The 19,188-nt window shown below is 65.7% G+C and carries 21 protein-coding genes; 9 read left to right on the forward strand and 12 right to left on the reverse strand.

The features are described from left to right. The 7 genes from soxY to NX774_RS02330 form a co-directional block, all read right to left on the reverse strand. Window positions 1-462: a thiosulfate oxidation carrier protein SoxY gene (soxY, locus tag NX774_RS02300; protein WP_258820534.1), complete on the reverse strand. Its 462-nt coding sequence runs from the start codon at window positions 460-462 to the stop codon at window positions 1-3. 58 nt (window positions 463-520) lie between these two features. Beyond that, the gene (locus NX774_RS02305; RefSeq protein ID WP_258820535.1) at window positions 521-1,540 is read right to left on the reverse strand and encodes a c-type cytochrome; all 1,020 of its coding nucleotides are present in this window, start codon (window positions 1,538-1,540) and stop codon (window positions 521-523) included. Continuing rightward, the gene (gene soxC, locus NX774_RS02310) at window positions 1,524-2,879 is read right to left on the reverse strand and encodes a sulfite dehydrogenase (protein WP_258820536.1); all 1,356 of its coding nucleotides are present in this window, start codon (window positions 2,877-2,879) and stop codon (window positions 1,524-1,526) included. Before soxC ends, NX774_RS02305 begins: the two co-directional genes overlap by 17 nt. Window positions 2,880-2,972: 93 nt before the next feature. After that, the gene (locus tag NX774_RS02315; protein ID WP_258820537.1) at window positions 2,973-3,308 is read right to left on the reverse strand and encodes an ArsR/SmtB family transcription factor; all 336 of its coding nucleotides are present in this window, start codon (window positions 3,306-3,308) and stop codon (window positions 2,973-2,975) included. A 73-nt stretch (window positions 3,309-3,381) separates the two neighbouring features. Then, window positions 3,382-3,831: a DsrE family protein gene (locus tag NX774_RS02320; RefSeq protein ID WP_258820538.1), complete on the reverse strand. Its 450-nt coding sequence runs from the start codon at window positions 3,829-3,831 to the stop codon at window positions 3,382-3,384. Window positions 3,832-3,842: 11 nt separating this feature from the next. Continuing rightward, a complete protein-coding gene (locus NX774_RS02325; protein WP_258820539.1) occupies window positions 3,843-4,814 on the reverse strand; it encodes an MBL fold metallo-hydrolase in 972 nt (323 codons plus the stop codon). A gap of 102 nt (window positions 4,815-4,916) precedes the next feature. Beyond that, window positions 4,917-5,480, reverse strand: coding sequence for a DUF302 domain-containing protein (locus tag NX774_RS02330; protein WP_258820540.1), 564 nt, complete (start codon window positions 5,478-5,480; stop codon window positions 4,917-4,919). A 250-nt stretch (window positions 5,481-5,730) separates the two neighbouring features. On the opposite strand from NX774_RS02330, the gene NX774_RS02335 reads away from it, so the two are divergent. From NX774_RS02335 to NX774_RS02360, 6 genes are all read left to right on the forward strand, one after another. Beyond that, window positions 5,731-6,486, forward strand: a complete 756-nt coding sequence (locus NX774_RS02335) for a substrate-binding periplasmic protein (RefSeq protein WP_258820541.1) — start codon at window positions 5,731-5,733, stop codon at window positions 6,484-6,486. A gap of 152 nt (window positions 6,487-6,638) precedes the next feature. After that, window positions 6,639-7,541 (forward strand): TauD/TfdA dioxygenase family protein, encoded by a 903-nt coding sequence (locus tag NX774_RS02340; protein ID WP_258820542.1) that lies wholly within the window; start codon window positions 6,639-6,641, stop codon window positions 7,539-7,541. 2 nt (window positions 7,542-7,543) lie between these two features. Next, window positions 7,544-8,572, forward strand: a complete 1,029-nt coding sequence (locus NX774_RS02345; RefSeq protein WP_258820543.1) for an ABC transporter substrate-binding protein — start codon at window positions 7,544-7,546, stop codon at window positions 8,570-8,572. A 15-nt stretch (window positions 8,573-8,587) separates the two neighbouring features. Then, window positions 8,588-9,412: an ABC transporter ATP-binding protein gene (locus NX774_RS02350; protein WP_258820544.1), complete on the forward strand. Its 825-nt coding sequence runs from the start codon at window positions 8,588-8,590 to the stop codon at window positions 9,410-9,412. After that, window positions 9,409-10,275, forward strand: coding sequence for an ABC transporter permease (locus tag NX774_RS02355; protein ID WP_258820545.1), 867 nt, complete (start codon window positions 9,409-9,411; stop codon window positions 10,273-10,275). Before NX774_RS02350 ends, NX774_RS02355 begins: the two co-directional genes overlap by 4 nt. A gap of 9 nt (window positions 10,276-10,284) precedes the next feature. After that, window positions 10,285-10,830 carry an RBBP9/YdeN family alpha/beta hydrolase gene (locus NX774_RS02360; protein ID WP_258820546.1) on the forward strand — a complete coding sequence of 182 codons (546 nt, stop codon included), beginning with the start codon at window positions 10,285-10,287 and terminating at the stop codon, window positions 10,828-10,830. Window positions 10,831-10,882: 52 nt separating this feature from the next. Here the strand turns inward: NX774_RS02360 and NX774_RS02365 are convergent, their stop codons facing one another. Then, window positions 10,883-12,859 carry a PhoX family protein gene (locus NX774_RS02365; RefSeq protein WP_258820547.1) on the reverse strand — a complete coding sequence of 659 codons (1,977 nt, stop codon included), beginning with the start codon at window positions 12,857-12,859 and terminating at the stop codon, window positions 10,883-10,885. 190 nt (window positions 12,860-13,049) lie between these two features. On the opposite strand from NX774_RS02365, the gene NX774_RS02370 reads away from it, so the two are divergent. Then, a complete protein-coding gene (locus NX774_RS02370) occupies window positions 13,050-13,451 on the forward strand; it encodes a VOC family protein (RefSeq protein ID WP_258820548.1) in 402 nt (133 codons plus the stop codon). 74 nt (window positions 13,452-13,525) lie between these two features. On the opposite strand, the gene NX774_RS02375 is transcribed toward NX774_RS02370, so the two are convergent. Continuing rightward, window positions 13,526-13,972 carry a VOC family protein gene (locus NX774_RS02375; protein ID WP_258820549.1) on the reverse strand — a complete coding sequence of 149 codons (447 nt, stop codon included), beginning with the start codon at window positions 13,970-13,972 and terminating at the stop codon, window positions 13,526-13,528. A 261-nt stretch (window positions 13,973-14,233) separates the two neighbouring features. On the opposite strand from NX774_RS02375, the gene NX774_RS02380 reads away from it, so the two are divergent. Further along, window positions 14,234-15,145, forward strand: coding sequence for an RNA polymerase sigma-70 factor (locus NX774_RS02380; RefSeq protein ID WP_258820550.1), 912 nt, complete (start codon window positions 14,234-14,236; stop codon window positions 15,143-15,145). On the opposite strand, the gene NX774_RS02385 is transcribed toward NX774_RS02380, so the two are convergent. Both NX774_RS02385 and NX774_RS02390 read right to left on the reverse strand, forming a co-directional pair. Further along, window positions 15,120-15,779 (reverse strand): HD domain-containing protein, encoded by a 660-nt coding sequence (locus tag NX774_RS02385; RefSeq protein WP_258820551.1) that lies wholly within the window; start codon window positions 15,777-15,779, stop codon window positions 15,120-15,122. The genes NX774_RS02380 and NX774_RS02385 overlap by 26 nt on opposite strands. Next, window positions 15,766-16,230 carry a carboxymuconolactone decarboxylase family protein gene (locus NX774_RS02390; RefSeq protein ID WP_258820552.1) on the reverse strand — a complete coding sequence of 155 codons (465 nt, stop codon included), beginning with the start codon at window positions 16,228-16,230 and terminating at the stop codon, window positions 15,766-15,768. Before NX774_RS02390 ends, NX774_RS02385 begins: the two co-directional genes overlap by 14 nt. A 151-nt stretch (window positions 16,231-16,381) precedes the next feature. On the opposite strand from NX774_RS02390, the gene pdxR reads away from it, so the two are divergent. Continuing rightward, window positions 16,382-17,788 (forward strand): MocR-like pyridoxine biosynthesis transcription factor PdxR, encoded by a 1,407-nt coding sequence (gene pdxR / locus NX774_RS02395; protein WP_258820553.1) that lies wholly within the window; start codon window positions 16,382-16,384, stop codon window positions 17,786-17,788. Between the two features lie 8 nt (window positions 17,789-17,796). Here the strand turns inward: pdxR and NX774_RS02400 are convergent, their stop codons facing one another. Then, complete coding sequence (locus NX774_RS02400; protein ID WP_258820554.1) at window positions 17,797-19,125, reverse strand: M20 family metallopeptidase; 1,329 nt, start codon at window positions 19,123-19,125, stop codon at window positions 17,797-17,799. Between the last annotated feature and the right edge of the window lie 63 nt (window positions 19,126-19,188).

The raw sequence follows: 19,188 nt of genomic DNA on the forward strand, positions 1-19,188 counted from the left end.
TCAGCCGCCGCAGCCGCCCAGCGTGACCTTGATTTCCTTGCTGGCGATGAACCACTTGCCGTTGGCCTTGACCAGCGCGTGCACGTTGGAGGTGCCGCCCATCTTGATGCGGGTGCTGATCGCCGCTTCGGTACCGGCCGGCAGCGTGAACGCGGCCGACAGCGGGTTCGGGTTCTTCTCCACCAGGATCGCCATGTACTCGGTGCCCGGCAGGCTGCTGGTCACCTGCACCGGCACCACCGCGCCGTTCTCGGCGATGGCCGGGCCGTTGACGGCGACGTCGGCGCTGATCGCGGCGCCTTCCGCACCGATGGTCTTGAGTGCGTCGGCCAGGCTCTTGGCATCGAAGCCGCTGCTGTTCCAGTCTGCAGCCATGGCTGCGTTGGGCTTGATGATCCCGGCGCTGATCGCCAGGCCCATCACTGTTGCAATGCGCAACAGTTCGCGTCGTTTTTGGTTCATCTGCTCTCCTCGTTGTAAAGCCGCTTGCGCGGCGCGCGACTGTCGTCGTACTTCCTGATTAATTGGCGCCGCCCAGGATCCAGGCCACCAGCTGCTGCACTTCCAGGTCCTTGAGCTGCGACTGCGGCGGCATTGGCACCTGGCCCCAGTTGCCGCTGCCGCCGGCCTTGATCTTGGCCGCCAGCGCGGCCGGCGCCTTCACGTCGCCCTTGTAGCGCTCGGCCACCTGGGCAAAGCCGGGGCCGACCAGCTTGTTCTTCATGTCATGGCAGGCCAGGCAAGCGTTCTGCTCGGCGATCGCCAATGCCGGCGAGCGGGCCGGCGCGATTGCCGCGGCGGCCGGCGCCGGCTTGCCGGTGGTATCCACCCCGCGCACCGGGCCAAACGTGCGGTTCTGCTGCGCCAGGTTGCCGTGCGCATTGCGCGACACCTCCGGCAGGGTCGAATGCAGCTCGGTTGGCGCGCAGTTCTTCATGCAGGCCACGCTGTGCACGTCCGGCTTGCCCTTCACGTCCCACAGGCCGTGCGCGGTGGTCATGCCGTTCCGGTTGGGCATGCGCTTTTGCACCTCGGCGATGTTCTGGTCGGACAGCGTGAAGTCATCCGGCACGATCTCGGCCATATTCAGGATGTAGGCTACCACCGCGTACACCTCGTCGGTGGACAGCGACTTGGGCGCGGTCCACGGCATCGCGCGGTGGATGTAGTCCCACAGCGTGGAGACAGTGGCCACCTTCATGATGGTGGTGCGTTGCGGTTGGCGGTTGGTCTTGAGCGCGGCCACGTGGCCGGTCTTGATGTCGTCCGCGGTGGTGCCGCCGATGATCGGCGTGAACACCTCGTTCGATTCGCCAAAGGTGCCGTGGCAGGAAGCGCAGCGCCCTTCCCACACCTGCATGCCCTTGGCCACCGTGCCCGATCCCTTGGGCAGGCCCTTGAAATCGGGGCGCACGTCGATGTCCCAGGACGCGACCTCCTTGGGCGTGGCCGGGCGGCCGATGTGGGGGAACTGTTGTTGCGCCTGCGCGGCGCCGGCCGCCAGCAGCAGTGCCAGCAGCAGCTTAGTAGACCTGGACATTGGATACCTCCCCCGATGCGGCCACCTGCCACGACTGGATTGCGTTGTTGTGATAAATCGAGCGCGTACCGCGTACCGCGCGCAGCTCGTTGATCTTCGGCTGCACGTAGCCGGTTTCGTCCACCGCGCGCGACTGCAGCACGCACGGGCCGCCGTCCCACACCCAGTCGATGTTAAAGCGCGTCAGGCACTTGGGCAGCACCGGGCCTTCCAGGCGCGCGGTGCGCCAGGTGCGCCCGCCGTCGGCCGACACGTCCACCCGCTTGATCCTGCCGCGCCCGGACCAGGCCAGGCCGGTGATGTTGTAGAAGCCCTGGCCGACCAGGGTCTGGCCGCCCGACGGCGTGGTGATCACCGATTTGCATTCCTGGATCGAGGTGTACTGGCGGTAGGAACCGTCCGGCATCGCGTCGATGTAGTGCACCGCTTCGTCCTTGCTGGCCCAGGGCTGGTCGCCCACTTCGATGCGGCGCAGCCACTTGACCCACGAGACGCCCTGCACGCCCGGCACCACCAGCCGCAGCGGGTAGCCGTTCTCGGGGCGCAGCATCTCGCCGTTCATGCCCCATGCGACCAGCACGTCGTCCAGCGCGCGCGACATGTCGATCGTGCGCGTCATCGACGAGCCGTCCGCGCCTTCGGCCAGCACGAACTTGCCGTTCTTCTTGTCGAAGCCGCAGTCCTCCAGCAGCACCGACAGCGGCACCCCGGTGAACTCGCTGCAGCTGAGCATGCCGTGCGAGTACTGCACGGTCGGCACCGCCACGTTGCCCCATTCCATGGCCGTGTTGGCGCCGCATTCGATGAAGTGCATGCGCGAGACCGACGGCAGGCGCATCAGGTCGTCCATCGTGTACACCTTGGGCTGCTTGACCAGGCCATTGATCATCAGGCGATGCTGGGCCGGGTCGATGTCTTGCCAGCCCTGGTGGTGGCGCTCGAAGTGCAGGCCGCTCGGCGTGATGATGCCGAACAGGCCCTGCAGCGGGGTGAACGCGACCGACGCCTGCGACACCCGGGTCAGGCCCGGCGATTCGCGGCGCTGCAGGTTGCCTTCGTATTTGGACGGCACGCCGTAGGGGTTGGCCGCGACCGGTTTGCCCAACGAGGTCGAATGCGGCGGCAGGGTCAGGATGGCCGGGTCGCCCTCGCCCACCTGCGCCAGCGCCGGAGTGGCGGCAGCGGCGCCGACGGCGGCGCTGGCGGCCAGGAAGCCCTTGCGCAAAAAGCCGCGCCGTTCTTCGTTCAGTCCGTCCCGGGTGATGGCCTGGGCCAGCCCCGGGTCGACAAAGTGCTCGGGCGCGCGCAGCACGCGTCCTGTTTTGCTGCGGTCTGTCATCTCGTCTCCACCAAACTATCGTTATGTGCGCATATGCCTATATCAGCATATGTTTGTTGCAAAAAACTCTGGAACCACTTGCTACTGAAAACTTCAGCTTGTTACGCCGGGCACTTCGCGGCCGCTGCGTGCCGCCACGCGCCCGCAGACCGACTTGCACAGCTCAACGGTGCGCTGGTCCTCGATGCGGTAGTACACCTGGGCGCCATCCTTGCGGCGCGCCAGGATACGCGCGCGGTACAGCATGTTCAGCTGGCGCGACACGTTGGCCTGGGTGGACTGGACTTGCGCCACGATGTCGTTGACCGAGCGCTCGCCCTGGCACACGGCGTACAGGATCTTCAGCCGCGTCGGTTGCGACAGCAGCGCAAAGTAATGCGAGACTTCCTCGAAAAGCTGTTCCAGCTCCTGGCTGCCGCTCGAATCCATGTTTGCTTGGGGGGACGATGAAAGCGCTGATGTTACAGGCAAAGCAAAGGCCCCGGCAACGGCGGCGGCGCGGTCACGGCTTGAGGTACGCATATCCCTCCAGCTGCAGGCGTGTTACCTCGGCCACCCCGGACGGCACGATGGTCGCTTCCGGGATCACGCGGCTCTTGTCGATGTGGCGTGCTTCCAGCGTGTTGTTGCAGACCCTGAATTCGACGCGGTTGCGCATGACCAGCTCCTGCACCGTGGCGTCGTAGGGGTTGCCGTTGGCGTTGGTGGCGCCCTCGAGCAGGAAATCGATGCCGGCGCCGTTGGCCACCACCACGATCTTCACGCCCGGACTGGCCTTGAGGTGGTTGCGGATGTTGTTCAGCGCGCCCGTCGCGAGCTTGGCGTCGGTGATGTGGTACACCACCTTTTCCTCGCGCGGCGCGGGCGCGGCGCCCGTCGAAAGCGGCCGTGCCGCCGCGCCAAAGGTGACCCATGCCAGCAGGGCCAGAACCAGGATGCGCACTATTTTCATCGTCCTCTCCTTCACGGCTGGCGCGGCGCCAGGCTTTCGCGCTCCATGCGCAGGTAAGTGTTGTAAGCGTTGATGCGGTTGGCCTGCTCGAACGCCGGATAATCGCGCAGGCGGCTCCAGTCGGTCGCCGCGTAGGCTTCGTCGAACGGCGTCATGGCCGCTACCGCGTCGCCCATCGTCTGCCGCAAAAAGCGCAGGTAGTCGCGTGTGAAGGCGATGTCGGTGGCGGGTGTGCGCGAGGCCGCGCCATGGCCGGGAACGGCGATCGCGGGATCGGTCGCGAGCATGGTATCGAGCGCCGCCAGCCAGCGCGCGCTGTCGGCCGTGCCGACGAACGGGATGCGGCCGGTCACGAACAGGTCGCCCGCAAACAGCAGGCGGTCCTCTTCGACGTACAGCATGATGTCTTCGGGCGAATGCGCGCCGCTGGAATCGATCACGCGAAAATGCAGCTTGCCCATCGCAAAGCGCTCTTCGCCGCCGGGCGCGAGCGCCAGCCAGCGGTCGGCCGGCAGCAGCTTCATGTCGCGATTGACCCAGGGGGCCAGGTCGGCAACGCGCTGCTCGAAGCGGCTGCGGGTGTCGTCCGATGCCAGGGTGGCCTTGCCATTGGCGTGGGCCCAGACCTGCGCGCCCTGCGCCTTGAGCGCCTGCAGGCCATAGAAGTGATCGGCGTGGTAGTGGCTGACGATGACGCGGCGGATCGGTTCGGTGGTGATCCTGCGGATCGCATCGACCATCGCCTGGCCCAGCACAGGGGTGGCGAGCGCGTCGAATACGACCACACCGTCGCCGGTGACGATGAAGCCGGCGTTGGACATGAAGCCCTTGTTGGCCTGGCTGGCCATGCCGGCCTCGCCCTGGAACATCCAGGCATGTGCCGAAATGCGCACCGGCGTGAGCGCGATCGACTCCGCGGCTTGCGCCAACGGCAGGCCGCAAACGGCCAGCAACATGACCACCAACACCAGGCAACGGCGCACTTCGTCTCCTCATTCGTGCGATACGTGCCGCACGATTTACTATATGACTATATGCGCATATTGCCGAGTTTTCATAATTTATGTCAAGAAATTTTTTGCTCCTCAGAACTCCCCGCGCGCACCGCGATCGAGCAACTTGACCATCGTGCCGCGCATGCGCAGCGCCGAGGCGCGCAGCTCCGGCGGCATCTTGCGGCCCATGTGGATCAGCATGTCCAGGTTGAGCGTGTACAGCCACAGGCCATCGGCCTGCTCGACCAGCGTGACCCGGCATGGCAGGTAGGCCGCCATGGCCGGGCTGAAGTCCACCATCTGGCGCGCGGTCTCGGGGTTGCAGTAGGAATAGACCTTGAGGAAGCGCTGTGGCTTGCCGGTGCGCGCTTCCAGCTCGCGCGACAGCGGCAGCATGCCGACCTCCTTCACGTTGTCCTCGGCGGCCACGCTGGCCAGCGCTTCCTCGACCTCGGCGACCGAAACGCCGGGCGCGACCTTGCGCGACCAGGTGGTGGTCGTGGCGATGTCGCCGCCGGCCTCGATCCAGCGGTCCCACAGGCGGGCGGCCTCGGCGCCGGCGCCGTCCTCCAGCTGGCTGGCGGTGCGCAGGGTGCCGCAACCGGACAAGGCAAGGGACAAGACAAGCATGGCGAGGGCAAATGAGGTACGCATGGGCTGCATTCTATCAAGTGTTGCACCGTTGAAATCAACCCGCGGCTTGCGGGCCGCGCCGCCCCGCTTCTGTGCACCAAGCAACAATTCGTGACACTTGAAGGCGAATTGCGGGGTTAAACTCTGCTATTGCCAGCAATTGACGACATTCGCACCGGATACAATACGCGGCAGATCGCATTCAACCTTTGAGTAACAGATGGCTCTCGTTCGATTGTTAACAGTTTTGCTTTTATCGATAGCATCGTCGATGGCCAGTGCCGGCTGCTCGCGCCCGCTGGAGGTCCCGGTCGCGCCCATGGGATTCTCGGTGACCCTGGACGGCGACAAGGCGGGCGGCGCCTTCGTGGAGTTCATCGAGCAGGTAGCCGCCAGCGCGGGCTGCCGGCTGCACATGCCCCAGGTCCCGCGCGCGCGCCTCGAATTCATGTTCGAACAGGGCGACGCGGACGTGATGCTCGCTTCCACGCACTCGGAAAAGCGCGATCAGTTCGGCGTTTTCATTCCGCTGGTACAAACCAGGTCAGTCATGGTGTCGCTCAAGGGGAGCACGCGCCCTGCCATCCACTCGTTGGCCGAACTGCTGGCCACGCCGGCCTTGCGCGTGGCTGCGGTGCGCGGCTTCGATTACGGCCCGGCGTACAGGCAAGCGGTCGATCAGCTGAAGGACCAGCATCGGCTGCTCGTGGAAAAGGATCCGCTCGAGGTCGCGCGCCTGCTGAAAGCAAACATGGCCGACGTGACGATCATGCCCGCCAGCGCGCTGTACGGCGCGGCCGTCGTCGATCCGCGGGTGAGCGACATCGCGACCAACCTGCGGATCGAACCGCTCGATGAACTGCCGTGGACGTACGGCGGACTGTACCTGTCCAATCGCATCCCGGAGGCGGACCGCAAGATCCTTGAAAAAGCGATCCGCGCCGCCAACCGCAACCACGCGCTGCTCAACGCCTACCGCCGCTATTACCCGGCCGAGATGGTCAATGCGGGAACGCGCGCGCTGTAGGCCGGAGCCGGGCATCAACCCGGCAAAAAACGCATATCGATAAACACTTCCGGCCTGATGCGCGGCGCGTCTATCGATGCGCGTTTTGATTCGTTGGCCTGGCTGCCTGGCATACCTAGAATGGCCCAGGTCACAACTGCCAGCGAATCATCATGTCTGCCCTCCCCCAATCCGTTTTAGCGCACGCGCCGGTCGCGATCCGCCGCTTCGATGCGGCGCTCGGCGCCGAGGTGCTCGGCCTGGACCTGCACGCGCCGCTCCCCGACGAAGAATTCGCGCGCATCCACCGTGCCCACCTCGACCACCATGTGCTGGTGTTCCGCGACCAGCACATCACGCCGCAGCAGCAGATCGCCTTCAGCCGCCGCTTCGGCCCACTGCAGATCCATGTGCTGCGCCAGTTCCAGCTGCCCGGCCACGAGGAGATCCTGGTGGTCTCAAACATCAAGGAAAACGGCAAGCCGATCGGCCTTGGCGACGCCGGGCGCATGTGGCACTCCGACCTGTCGTACAAGGCGCTGCCGAGCCTGGGCTCGATGCTGCATGCGCAGGAGCTGCCGGCCACCGGCGGCGACACGCTGTTCGCCAACATGCACCGGGCCTGGGACGAGCTGCCGCTGGCGCTGCGCCGGGCCGTCGAAGGGCGGCATGCGGAGCACAGCTACCTGGCCAACTACGAAGAGCTGCGGGAGCGCAGCCCCTGGCGCCCGGCGCTGACGCTTGAACAGGTCGCCGAGGTCAAGCCGGTGGCGCACCCGATCGTGCGCACCCACCCGGAAAACGGCCGCAACGCGCTGTTCGTCAGCGAACACTTCACCACCCGCATCCTGGGCATTCCGGAAGACGAGAGCCGCGACCTGCTGGACCAGTTGTTCGCCCATTCGGTGCGCCCCGAATTCATCTACCGCCACCGCTGGCAGCCGCATGACCTGCTGTTCTGGGACAACCGCTCGGTCATGCACCTGGCCACCGGCTGCCCCGACAACCAGCGCCGCAAGCTGTACCGCACCACCATCGAGGGCGATACCCCCTTCTACCTGATCACGAAAGCCTGACCATGACGTCCCGTTCTTCCTTTACACAAGGGCTGCGCCGTGCGCTCGCGCCGGTCCTGCTCGCGGCCTCCCTGCTATCGGCAGCCAGCGCCCACGCCGAGGGCAAGCTGCGCATCGCCGAGCAGTACGGCGTGGTGTACCTGCTGCTGAACGTGGCGCAGGACCAGCACCTGATCGAAAAGCAGGGCAAGGCGCGCGGCGTCGACATCCAGGTCGAGTGGACCAGGCTGTCCGGCGGCGCCAACGTCAACGATGCGCTGCTCTCGGGCGCCATCGACGTGGCCGGCGCCGGCGTCGCGCCCCTGCTCACGGTATGGGACCGCACCCACGGCCGCCAGAACGTCAAGGGCGTGGCATCGCTCGGCAGTTTTCCCTACCTCCTGGTCAGCAACAACCCGGCGGTGCGCACGCTGGCGGATTTCACGGACAAGGACCGCATTGCCCTGCCGGCGGTCACGGTGTCGGTGCAGGCGCGCATCCTGCAGCTGGCCGTCGCAAAACAGTGGGGCGAGAAGGAATTCAACCGGCTCGACCGCCTGACCCAGGCGCTGCCGCACCCGGACGCCGCCGCCTCGGTCATCGCCGGCAAGACCGAAATCACCAGCCACTTCGCCTCGCCACCGTTCCAGGACCAGGAGCTGGCGCAGAACCGCAGCGCGCACGTGGTGCTGAACTCATACGACGTGCTGGGCGGCCCCAGCTCGGCCACGGTGCTGTACGCGACCGAGAAGTTCCGCGCCGAGAACCCGAAGACCTACGCCGCGTTTGTCGCGGCACTGGCCGAGGCGGCGGCGTTCATCCGCGCCAATCCCGAGGCCGCAGCCGATGCCTACCTGCGCGTCAACAAGGGCGGCATCGACCGCGCGCTGCTGGTGAAGACCATCAAGGACCCGCAGGTCCAGTTCACCGTGGTCCCGCAAAACACCTTCACGCTGGCGCAGTTCCTGTACCGGATCGGGGCAATCAAGCACCAGCCGCGCAGCTGGCGCGACTACTTCTTCGACGATGCCGCCACCGCCAACGGCAGCTGACAAGGATCACACAACATGAACGTGCAAGCCCTGCAGGTCTCGCAACCGCTGCTGCGCGCACGCGGCCTGACGCTGCAATACAACGCCGCCGGGCGCACCGTGCGCGCCACCCACCGCGTCAGCTTCGACGTGCACCGCGCCGACCGTTTCGTCCTGCTCGGGCCTTCCGGCTGCGGCAAGTCGACGCTGCTCAAGGCTGTGGGTGGCTTCGTGGCGCCGGCCGAAGGCAGCATCAGCCTGGACGGCAAGCCGGTACTGGGCCCCGGTCCTGATCGCATTGCCGTGTTCCAGGAATTCGACCAGCTGCCGCAATGGAAAACGGTGGAGCAAAACGTGATGTTCCCGCTGCTGGCCAGCGGCCGCGCGAGCCGCGCCCAGGCCAAGGCCGCGGCCAGCTACTGGCTGCACAAGGTCGGGCTGGCGCATTGTGCCGACGCCTATCCGCACACGCTCTCGGGCGGCATGAAACAGCGCGTCGCGATTGCACGGGCGCTGGCGATGCAGCCGGAAGTGCTGCTGATGGACGAACCGTTCGCGGCGCTCGACGCGCTCACGCGGCGCCGCATGCAGGAGCTGCTGGCCGCGTTGTGGGACGAGGTGCGCTTCACCCTGCTGTTCGTCACCCATTCAATCGAAGAGGCGCTGGTGGTGGGCAACCGGGTGCTGCTGCTGTCGCCGCACCCGGGACAGGTGCGCGCCGAGATCAACAGCCACCAGTTCGACCTGGACAGCGCCGGCGCCGAGTTCCAGGCAGCCGTGCGGCGCGTGCATGGCCTGCTGTTCGGGGCCCAGGAAGCACACGCTGCCGCGCATGATGCCGCGATCGGGGGCGTACGATGAACGCGCCGCTGTCCCCGCCGATCCGGCCTGAATACGAGCGCGTGCCGGACGCCGCGCCACCGCACGCCGCACCTGCATCCCCGCTACTGCGCGCGGCCCATGTGACGGTGGCGCGCCGGCTGCTGATTTTGGCGGCGCTGGCCGTGCTGTGGGAGGCTGCCGCGCGCTGGCAGGGCAACGAGCTGATGCTGCCCGGCTTCGTCGCCACCGCCAGGGCGCTGGCATCCGGCATTGCTTCGGGCGAGCTCGCCGGCAACCTGGCCGCCTCGCTGGGCATACTGTTGCAAGGCTACCTGATCGGGGCCGCCTGCGCGCTGGCCTTGAGCGCGCTGGCGGCGACCACGCGGCTGGGCCAGGAGCTGCTGGACACCTTGAATTCGATGCTCAGCCCGTTGCCCGCGATCGCCCTGCTCCCGCTTGCGCTCCTGTGGTTCGGACTGGGCAAGGCCAGCCTGCTGTTCGTGCTGGTCCATTCGGTGCTGTGGCCGCTGGCCCTGAACACCTACGCCGGCTTTCGCGCGGTGCCCGAGACGCTGCGCATGGCCGGACGCCAGTACGGCCTGCGCGGCTTGGCGCTGGTGTGGCAGGTGCTGGTGCCGGCCGCGCTGCCGTCGATCCTGTCCGGCCTGAAGATCGGCTGGGCGTTTGCCTGGCGCACGCTGATCGCCGCCGAGCTTGTCTTCGGCAGCACGTCTGGCGAGCGCGGGCTGGGCTGGTACATCTTTCAGAACCGCAACGAGCTCTACACCGACAAGGTGTTTGCCGGGCTCGCGGTGGTCGTCATCGTCGGCCTGGTGGTTGAAAACCTCGTGTTCGGCACCATTGAAAGACTGACGGTGCGGCGCTGGGGCATGCAGCGGTAAGGAGACGAGATGGGTTCGCAGTTGCAGGATTTTCGCGTGCTGGTCGCGCCGGGGCTCAATGGCAGCGGCGCGGGCCACTGGCAGACGCGCTGGCAAACGCTGCATCCCTGGTTCGAGCGGATCGGGCAACGAGACTGGGACTGCCCGGACCTGGCTGCCTGGTCGGCGCAGGTGGCCGATGCCTTGCAGCGCTCGGCGCGGCCAACGATCGTGGTCGCCCACAGTTTCGGCTGCCTTGCAACCGTGCACCGCATTGCGGCCGGCGTTCCCCAGCTGGCGGGCGCGCTGCTGGTCGCGCCGGCGGACCCGGCCAAGTTCGGCCTGCAGCGCGCGCTTGCGCTCGGCCCGCTGCCGGTGCCGTCGGTGGTGGTCGGCAGCGAAAATGACCCGTGGTTGTCGGCCGGCGGCGCGCGCGACTGGGCCCAGCAATGGGGAAGCGAATTCGTCAACGCTGGCGCCCTTGGGCACATCAACGCCGAATCGAAGCTGGGCGACTGGCCGTTCGGGCTGGCCCTGCTCGAGATGCTCGCGGCGCGCGTCGCGCACGAGCGCTAGCGATCGCGCCCGTTGCCGTGCGCGATCGCCTTGAAGCCTCAACCGGTGAGGCTTACGCTTTCGCCAGCTTCACCTGGCTCACGTCCGCGGTCAGGTAGCCGACCGCCGCGCCGAACTTGTCCTTGTAGTTCGCGCGCACCAGCGGGTCGAGCGTTGCCTTGACGCCGGCGTGGGCCGAGCCCCAGTCGCCCGGGTGCTGGAAATTGCTCATGATGTAGGTCCAGCCGTTCAGCTCATCGACTGCATGCAGGCCGGTCGATTCGCCGCCGGCCGGCACCGACATCAGGCGGGTCAGCACCTTCGTGTCGACGTTGTAGGCCCACAGGAAGCTGGTCACGTGCTGGCTGCTGTCCTCGCCGATGAACAGGGTACGCATCTTTTCCGAGAACTTCAGGTTGTCCGGCTGTGCGATGCGCTCCGGGTTGGCGGTGTTGCCCAGCGCGTCCGCTGCAGCCAGGTCCTCGCCCACCAGGAGCGCCTTGGTATCGGCCGGCATCCACTCGCTGTTGATCGCGCCGCCGTCCGTATCCGTCTGCCCGCCTTTCAGGCTCAAGGCCATCACCGCGCCCGCATCGAGCATCTTGGGAATCGAGATGCCGTTGCCCGGCACATTCAGCGCGTGCCCGGCGACCATCGAGGTCACGCAGTTCTGCAGCGCCGAGTAAGCCACCTTGCCCTTGATGTTGACAGTCGTGCCTTCCATCTTGGTGAAGCCCATCGACGCGCCCACGAATGCGGCGTAGCGGTGCGTTTCGAGGAAGGCGGCGGCCTTTTCCATGCCGGCGTTGATCTTGATCCACTCGACCTTGCCGTTGACGACGATCTTCTTGTAGGCAGGGTCCTGCGGGTCGGCCGTCTTCAGCGACATGATGTCGGTCGGCTTGAGCGAGTTGGCCAGCGCGCGGATCTCGTCGCTGGTGGCCGAGCCGAGCTTGATCCAGGTGAGCGGCGCTGCCGGCGCTGCCGGGTCGAGCGAAAAGCCGGCGCCGACCTTGGCCACGTACAGCGTGCCCGAGGACAGGTCCTTCTCGCGGTCCGCCACGAACACGAAGTAGCCGCTGTTGGTGGCGTCGTCGCCCATGAACACGGTGCGGTTGTCCGGCATCACCTGCACCAGCTCGTGCGAGATGCGGCCCAGGCAGTAGTGCTTCTTGATCGAGCCGGTGCCGTCCGGGTTGACCGTCACTTCCGGCAGGTGGCCGTAGTTGTAGGCCTTGGCCGCGGTCTCGCTACCGTACAGGTTCTTGCTGAATGCCTTGAACTGGGCGTCGGTATCGGCGGTGAATGCGTTCGGCTCGTATTCCTCGCTCGAAAGGTGCGTACCCCACGGCGACAGGCTGGCGCCGCAGGTGATCCACAGGCCGTTGGCGCCCGAGGTGTCCACGTTGTAGTACTTCACCAGCGAGAGCTTGCCGGTGGTGCGGTCCTGATCCAGCGTCAGGATCGCGATCGGCGACGGCAGGCGGCCGTACATGCCGGTCACGCCGTCCTGGGCCCAGGTGGTGTACTCGAACTGCACCACCGCGAACACGGTATTGCCCTTCACGCCGGGCACCGTCGCATTCGGGACGGAGAGCAGCGAGGTGCCGTCCGGCGAATCGGAGAAGAACTGGCGCTCCTTGCCGGCCACCGTGGTGTCCATGATCGGCTTGTTGTTGATGTCATAGTAGCCGCCGGCCAGGATCTTGCCGCCCTTGCCGTCCGCGACCATGTCGCCCGTGATGAAGAAGGGCTGGTAGGACAGCTTGAAATCGATCTTGCTGCTGTCGCTGAAGCTGACCGTCATGGTCGAGGCCACGTTGGTGGTGGCCATGGCAGCCGCGTTGGCGAGCGTCGGCGCGGGGGTGGCGCTGAAGGTGACGCTGGCCAGGTTGACGGGCGCGGGCGGCGTGGCGTCGGCAACCGGGCCATTGTCGCTGCCGCAGCCGGCGAGCAACGCGCCGGCGCCAAACGAAGTGAACGGCAGCATTGGGGCTGCCCCGAACAGGCGCATAATGCGGCGGCGGGACAGGTCGTGGTCTTGGGTCATTCTGTGGCTCCTTGGTCGTAGAGACGGTAGCGGCGCTCTGCCGCGGATGGCCAAGAATGTAGCGAACGGCTGTGTCAGTTTGATGACAATCCTGCAAGGCGGCGCATCAGATCGAAAAATTGCGGCGCCGCGTGTCGATTTCATGCTTCCCCGTTCGACAAGGTATTTTCACCCCTGAAAAGGAATCACCATGAACAAGCAGATTTTCGTGAACCTGCCGGTCAAGGACCTGGAGAAGTCAAAAGCCTTCTTCTCCGCGCTGGGCTATACGTTCAACCCGCAGTTCACCAACGAGCATGGCGCAGCCATGGTGATTTCGGAGAACAGCATTCTCGCGATGCTGCTGACCGAGGACTTCTTCAAGACCCTGACCAGGAAGGCCATCATCAACGCGCACGAGCAAACCGAAGCGCTGCTCTGCCTGAGCTGCGAGAGCCAGCAGGAGGTGGACGAGCTGGTGGCCAGGGCCATCGCCAACGGCGGCAAGGCCCCGCACCCGCCGGAGGACTATGGCTTCATGTACAGCTATGGGTTCGAAGACCTCGATGGGCACAACTGGGGGCTGGTGTACATGAAAGACAGCCCGGCCTGACGCTGGCGCCGGGGTGCAGGCGCGGCGAGAATGCCGCGGCCGATTGCGGCATTCTCCTTGCGCGCTACGAGGAACTAAACAGCGCGCTGGCGTGCCCCTTGAACCTCCACCGTCCAGTACACGCCGTAGCGGTCAGTAACAGCGCCGAAGGAATCAGCCCAAGCCGTCTCGCGCAATGGGACACGGATGGAACCGCCCGCACCCAGAGCGTGCAGGATGCGCGCGGCCTCGTGCTGATTTGCCAGGTGGAGCGCAAGCGAAACGCCCTGGAAAGCAGGCACGCCGCCATGATGGCCTTCGGACAGGTACACCACGGTGTCGCCAATGCGCAGCCCGGCGCGGATGATCTTGCCGGGACTTCCGGGCGGCAGATATTCCGGCTGCGCGCCGCCGGCCGTCAGCTGGAACAGCACCTCGGCGCCAAGGTGCTCACGGTAGAACGAAATCGCTTCGGCGCACAGGCCGGGAAAATACAGGGTAGGTATGACTTGCATGGTAGTCGTTTGCTCGATCGATGACATGTGGATGATCCACCGAGCGACGCCCATGCGATCGCCACGTCGAAAGCAAGGCCCTCGTTTCACCCGGCAGGATTGAATTGCACACGGCGGCCTCCTTTCTTCATGTTGAACTTCGTGTCATTGTATCCCAGCAGGACGCGGCTTTCGTCCAGCGGCTCGCACTGTTTAGACGACAGTGACGGCGGTCTTGTGACAGGATGGCCACGCATTATTTTTCCCCGGACCTGTCACACGCGCAGCACATCACCCGTCTAGAGAGACATGGACACCGCAACCGACACCTTTCACCACCTGCGCCCGCGCCTGTTCGGGATCGCCTACCGCATGCTCGGCCTGCGCACGGAAGCCGAGGACATCGTCCAGGAAGCCTGGCTGCGCTGGCACATGCGCGGGGCGCAAGACGCCCACACCCCGGAGGCCTGGCTGGTCACGGTCGTCACGCGGCTGTCGATCGACCGCCTGCGTGGCGTGATGACCGAGCGCGAGCGTTACGTTGGCCCCTGGCTACCCGAGCCGCTGCTCGAATCGCAGGCGGCTTCTCCGGCCGAGGCGGTGGAACTGGCAAGCGACATCTCGACCGCCTTCCTGCTGATGCTCGAACGCCTTGGCCCGGAAGAACGGGCGGTATTCCTGCTGCACCAGGTATTCGACGTGGACTACGCCGAGGTGGCTGCCATGGTGGGCAAGACCGAGGCCGCGTGCCGCAAGATCCTGCAGCGTGCGCGCGAGCGGGTGCGCGCGGCGCGGCCACGCTTTACGGTCGAGCGCGAAGCGCACCTGGAACTGCTGGGACGATTCATCGAGGCGGCACGCTCGCACGACCCGCAGCAGGTGCTGGCCCTGCTCACCGACGACGCCACCTATACCGGCGACGGCGGCGGCAAGGTCAGGGCCACGGTGCGCGTCGTGGCAGGCGCGGCACGCGTGGCGCGCCTGGTGGCCGGCATCGAGCGCAAGTGGACCGAACGAGGACGCCACGAGATCATCATGGTCAACGGCGAACCGGGCTTGCTGACCTGGCGCGACGGCGTTCCGGATTCGGTCAGTTCATTCGAGCTGCGCGATGGCCGCATCGCTGCGATCTATATGGTGCGCAATCCGGACAAGCTTGGTTCGCTGGGCGGCCGTGCACCGAGCACAGGACCGATTAATGCCAGGGTGATCCAAGAATGATGGTGCAGAGATTGCCGCGCCTGAAGGCAGGATCCTTCGCTGCGAGAAAATCGTCATTGAACGTGCCGAAGGTGCTGGCAGGCCGATGTTTTAGCCCGTCATAAAACGTGTCGATCACGTCCCGTGCGAAATCATGGCCGCGGGGACAGGCGGTAAGAACGGCCGCGCGCTCCTCCTCCGTAAAATCTTCGTATCCCCGTCCAGTCATGTCCATTCCCGCGCCCGCTTGCACCAGGCGGATCTCGGGATGCATGTGTTCGGGAATGCCGGGAGTCGTATGCAGCGCAATGGCCAGCCACACCTTCTCCACGTCGGCGGCCGCGATTCCGCGCCCACGCAAGAAATCACGCGCCGCGTTCGCGCCGTCCACCTCGAAGCGGAGCTGGCTCTCGTGGTAACGAGGCGTGATGCCGATATCGTGGAACATGGCGGCGGCGTACAGCAGCTCAGGGTCAAACTTCAGGCCCATGCGTTGCCCGATCATCGCGCCCCAATAGAAGACGCGCCGCGAGTGCTGGAACAGCATGTCGCTTTCGGTGTCACACACGAGCTGGGTAATGTCGCGCGCGATGCTACTGTCCGGCACCTTCACGCCCAACATCTCAGGGTTGCTCATCGCATCACCGCCGCTCATGGCTGGCCACCGCTGCCGGGACTGCCCGGAAGCTGATCGCCATCCGGTTATAGGCATTCATCAGGCCAATCGCAATCGTAAGATCAGCCAACTGTTGTTGACCGAACACTGCGGCGGCCGCGCGATAGTCTTCGTCCGGAACACCCGTTTCTGCGACCAGGGTCACGGTCTCCGCCCAGGCAAGTGCCGCGCGTTCCGTTGCATCGAACAATGATCCGCCCTCGCGCCAGCCAGGAACGAGGACCAGCTTCTCGAGCGCGAGGCCCTCCTTCAAGAGGTCACGCGAGTGCATGTCGATGCAGTAGGCGCAGCCGTTAATCTGCGAAACGCGAAGATAGACCAGGTCGATCAGCAACTTCGGCAGTCCGCTTTGCAGGATGTGGCCGTAGACCCCGCCCATTGCCTTCATGCCGGCCGGTGTGGCCGCGTTGTAATCCATGCGCTGCGTCATTCGATATCTCCTTTCGGTGAGCGGCCATCGCTCCATGCGATCGTGCCGGCTCGGGTTTGGTTCACGCGGTTGATTCCGCAGGCCACAGCTTGCGCCCGTGCGTGGCCCAAAAACAGTGCCAAGATTTGCGCGTTTCGATGTACCATGAACGATGACTTCCCTTTCCATCGGTCTGGACCGCTCCAAGAAGACACCCCTGGCGACGCAGATCTACACTGCAGTGCGCGAGGCCATTGAATCAGGGAAGTTGGCGGCCAATGCAAAGCTGCCTTCCTGGCGCGACCTGGCCGCGCAACTGGGCGTCTCGCGTGGCACGGTGCGCATCGCCTATGAACGACTTATCGATGAGCAGCTGGCCGTAGGCTTGGGCGCGGCCGGCACGCGCGTGGCGCAGCGCCCGTCGCTGTCCAGTGCATCGGAATGGACACCGCGGCCATCAACGATGCTCGATCTCTTCCGCGACTTTGGCAAGCCGCCGCTGCCGTTCCAGATGGGCGTGCCCGCCCAGGATGCGTTTCCCTATAAGCTGTGGTCGCGCATCGTTACCCGCGAGGCCCGCCGCACTGCGCTGGCGGCGGTCAGCTACCCGGATCCCCGTGGCGAGCCCGATTTACGACGCGAAATCGCGGCCTATTTGGCCATTGCCCGTGGCATTCGATGCAGCCCGTCGCAGGTGCTGGTCACAGCCGGCTTTTCGGGAGCGCTCGGGCTGGCGATCCGCGGCCTCGGACTGGAAGGCAAGAAGGCCTGGGTCGAGGATCCCGGGTTCCCACTGACGCGCACCGCGCTGACATTGGCAGGGATGGCCACCGCGTCGGTCCCTGTGGACGATCAAGGACTGGATATCGCGGCCGGCATTGGTATCGCGGCCGATGCGGCCCTGGCTGTCGTCACCCCGGGCCAACAGGCGCCGCTTGGCGTCACGATGTCGCTGGCCCGCCGGCTGGCATTGCTTGAATGGGCCCGCCGCAACGACGCCTGGATCGTCGAGGACGATTATTTGAGTGAGCTGCAGTTGGAAGGTCGGGCCGCCCCGGCCCTGGCGTCGCTCGACGACGGGCAAGTGCTTCACTGCGGCACATTCAGCAAGACGATCAGCCCGGCCTTGCGCCTGGGCTTCCTGGTCGTGCCGCCGGACATGGTGGCCCGCTTCGGCGACCTGGCAGCCTGCCTGGCGCCGGCGCCGGCCGCGACCATCCAATGCGCCGTCGCCAGTTTTCTGCGTGACAGGCATTACCTTCGCCATCTGCGCCGCATGAAGCGGCTGTATGCCGCGCGCCGGCAGGCGCTGGTGCGCTGTTTGCGCGAGGTGGCCGCGGATGTGCTCGATGTGCAGGCGACGGCGGGCATGGCGGTGCTGGCACGGCTACGCACTCCCGTGTCGGACGTGGACCTTGCGCTGCGTGCACTGTCGTTCGGCCTTGCGCCAACACCGTTGTCCCCCTGGTATGCGCACGCCCCACAACCACGCGGTTTGCTGCTGGGCGTGACCAATGTGGACGAACGCCGCCTGGTTGTGGACTGCCAGCGGTTGGCCGAACTGGCGCGACAGGGCTGAACCTGCTGCTACACGCCGCCGTGCGTGTTATTGCTGTCGTCCGGTGACGCCGCGCACTGCAGACCGTCGCCACGCCCGCACCATGCCAGCGTGGCGACCACCAGTGTCTGGACGCCCGTTTCCAAGGTCGGGTGAATTACCGGCGCAAAATATGGGCTGTGATTACTTGGGATCTTGCTGATTTCGCCGGCGGCCTTGGCCTTGGCGTACACCCCGGGGTCGACGCCACCCACGAACCAGAATACCGATGGGACGTGCCACTCCTGTCCAAACGATCCGAAATCTTCGCTTGCTGAAGTGGGTCCCGTTACGTGAACGCGGTCTGGCGAGAAATAGGCACGGAAGGCCTCGACGATGCGCTTGCTCGCATCGGCATCGTTGGAGCCCATCGGATAGCTGTCCAATGGGGTTATTTCCGGCGGCTTGGGCGCGCCGGATGCTGCCGCCTCGGCATTGACGATCCGTTCAATGGCCCCCAGTACACGCTTGCGCACGTTCTCGTCGTATGTTCGGACGTTCAGCTTGAGGATCGCTTCGTCCGGAATCACATTTTCCTTGGTCCCGGCCTGGAGTGCGCCGATCGTGACCACCGCCGCTTCGTTGGGGGAAAGTTCGCGTGACACGATGGTTTGCAGACGCAGCACCGTTGCGGCAGCCATCACCACCGGATCGATGCTCGACTGTGGCATGGAGCCGTGGGCGCCCCGTCCGAACAGGCGGATCTGCAGGCTGTCGGCAGCGGAGGTGATGGTGCCGGTCCGGCCGCCGATATCCCCTGCGCAGCCAACCATGACGTGCTGGCCAAGCACGACATCCGGCTTCGGAAACCGGGCAAACAAGCCGTCGTCGATCATCGCCCGCGCGCCTTCCGCCGTCTCCTCGCCCGGCTGGAACACTGCCAATAATGTCCCGCTCCAGGCATGGCGTGCCTGGGCCAGCACAGCGATTGCGCCCGCCAGCCAGGCCACATGCATGTCGTGTCCACAGGCATGCATCACGGGAACCGTTGCGCCATCGCGGTCCTGCGCGGTGATCGTGCTGGCATACGGCAAGCCCGTCATTTCGCGGACCGGGAGCGCATCCATGTCGGCACGTAGCATCACGGTCGGGCCCGGGCCGTTGCGTAGCAAACCGACCACGCCGGTCTTGCCCACCCCGGTCGTGACGTCAAAGCCCGCGGCGCGCAGGCGATCCGCCGCCAGCGCCGCCGTCCTCGCTTCCTGCATCGACAATTCCGGATGAGCGTGCACATCGGTGTAGAGCGCCTCAAGTGCAGGAAGCAGGCCCTTGAGAGGTGAAAGGACGCCGTCGATGGCTTGCGTATGCTGGATATTCATCACGCCTCCCGATCACGGAGATGCGATCCAGTATAGCCCTTGCCGCCGGCGTGCCCGATTACA

The organism is Massilia agilis (assembly GCF_024756255.1).
GTDB lineage: Bacteria > Pseudomonadota > Gammaproteobacteria > Burkholderiales > Burkholderiaceae_D > Telluria > Telluria agilis.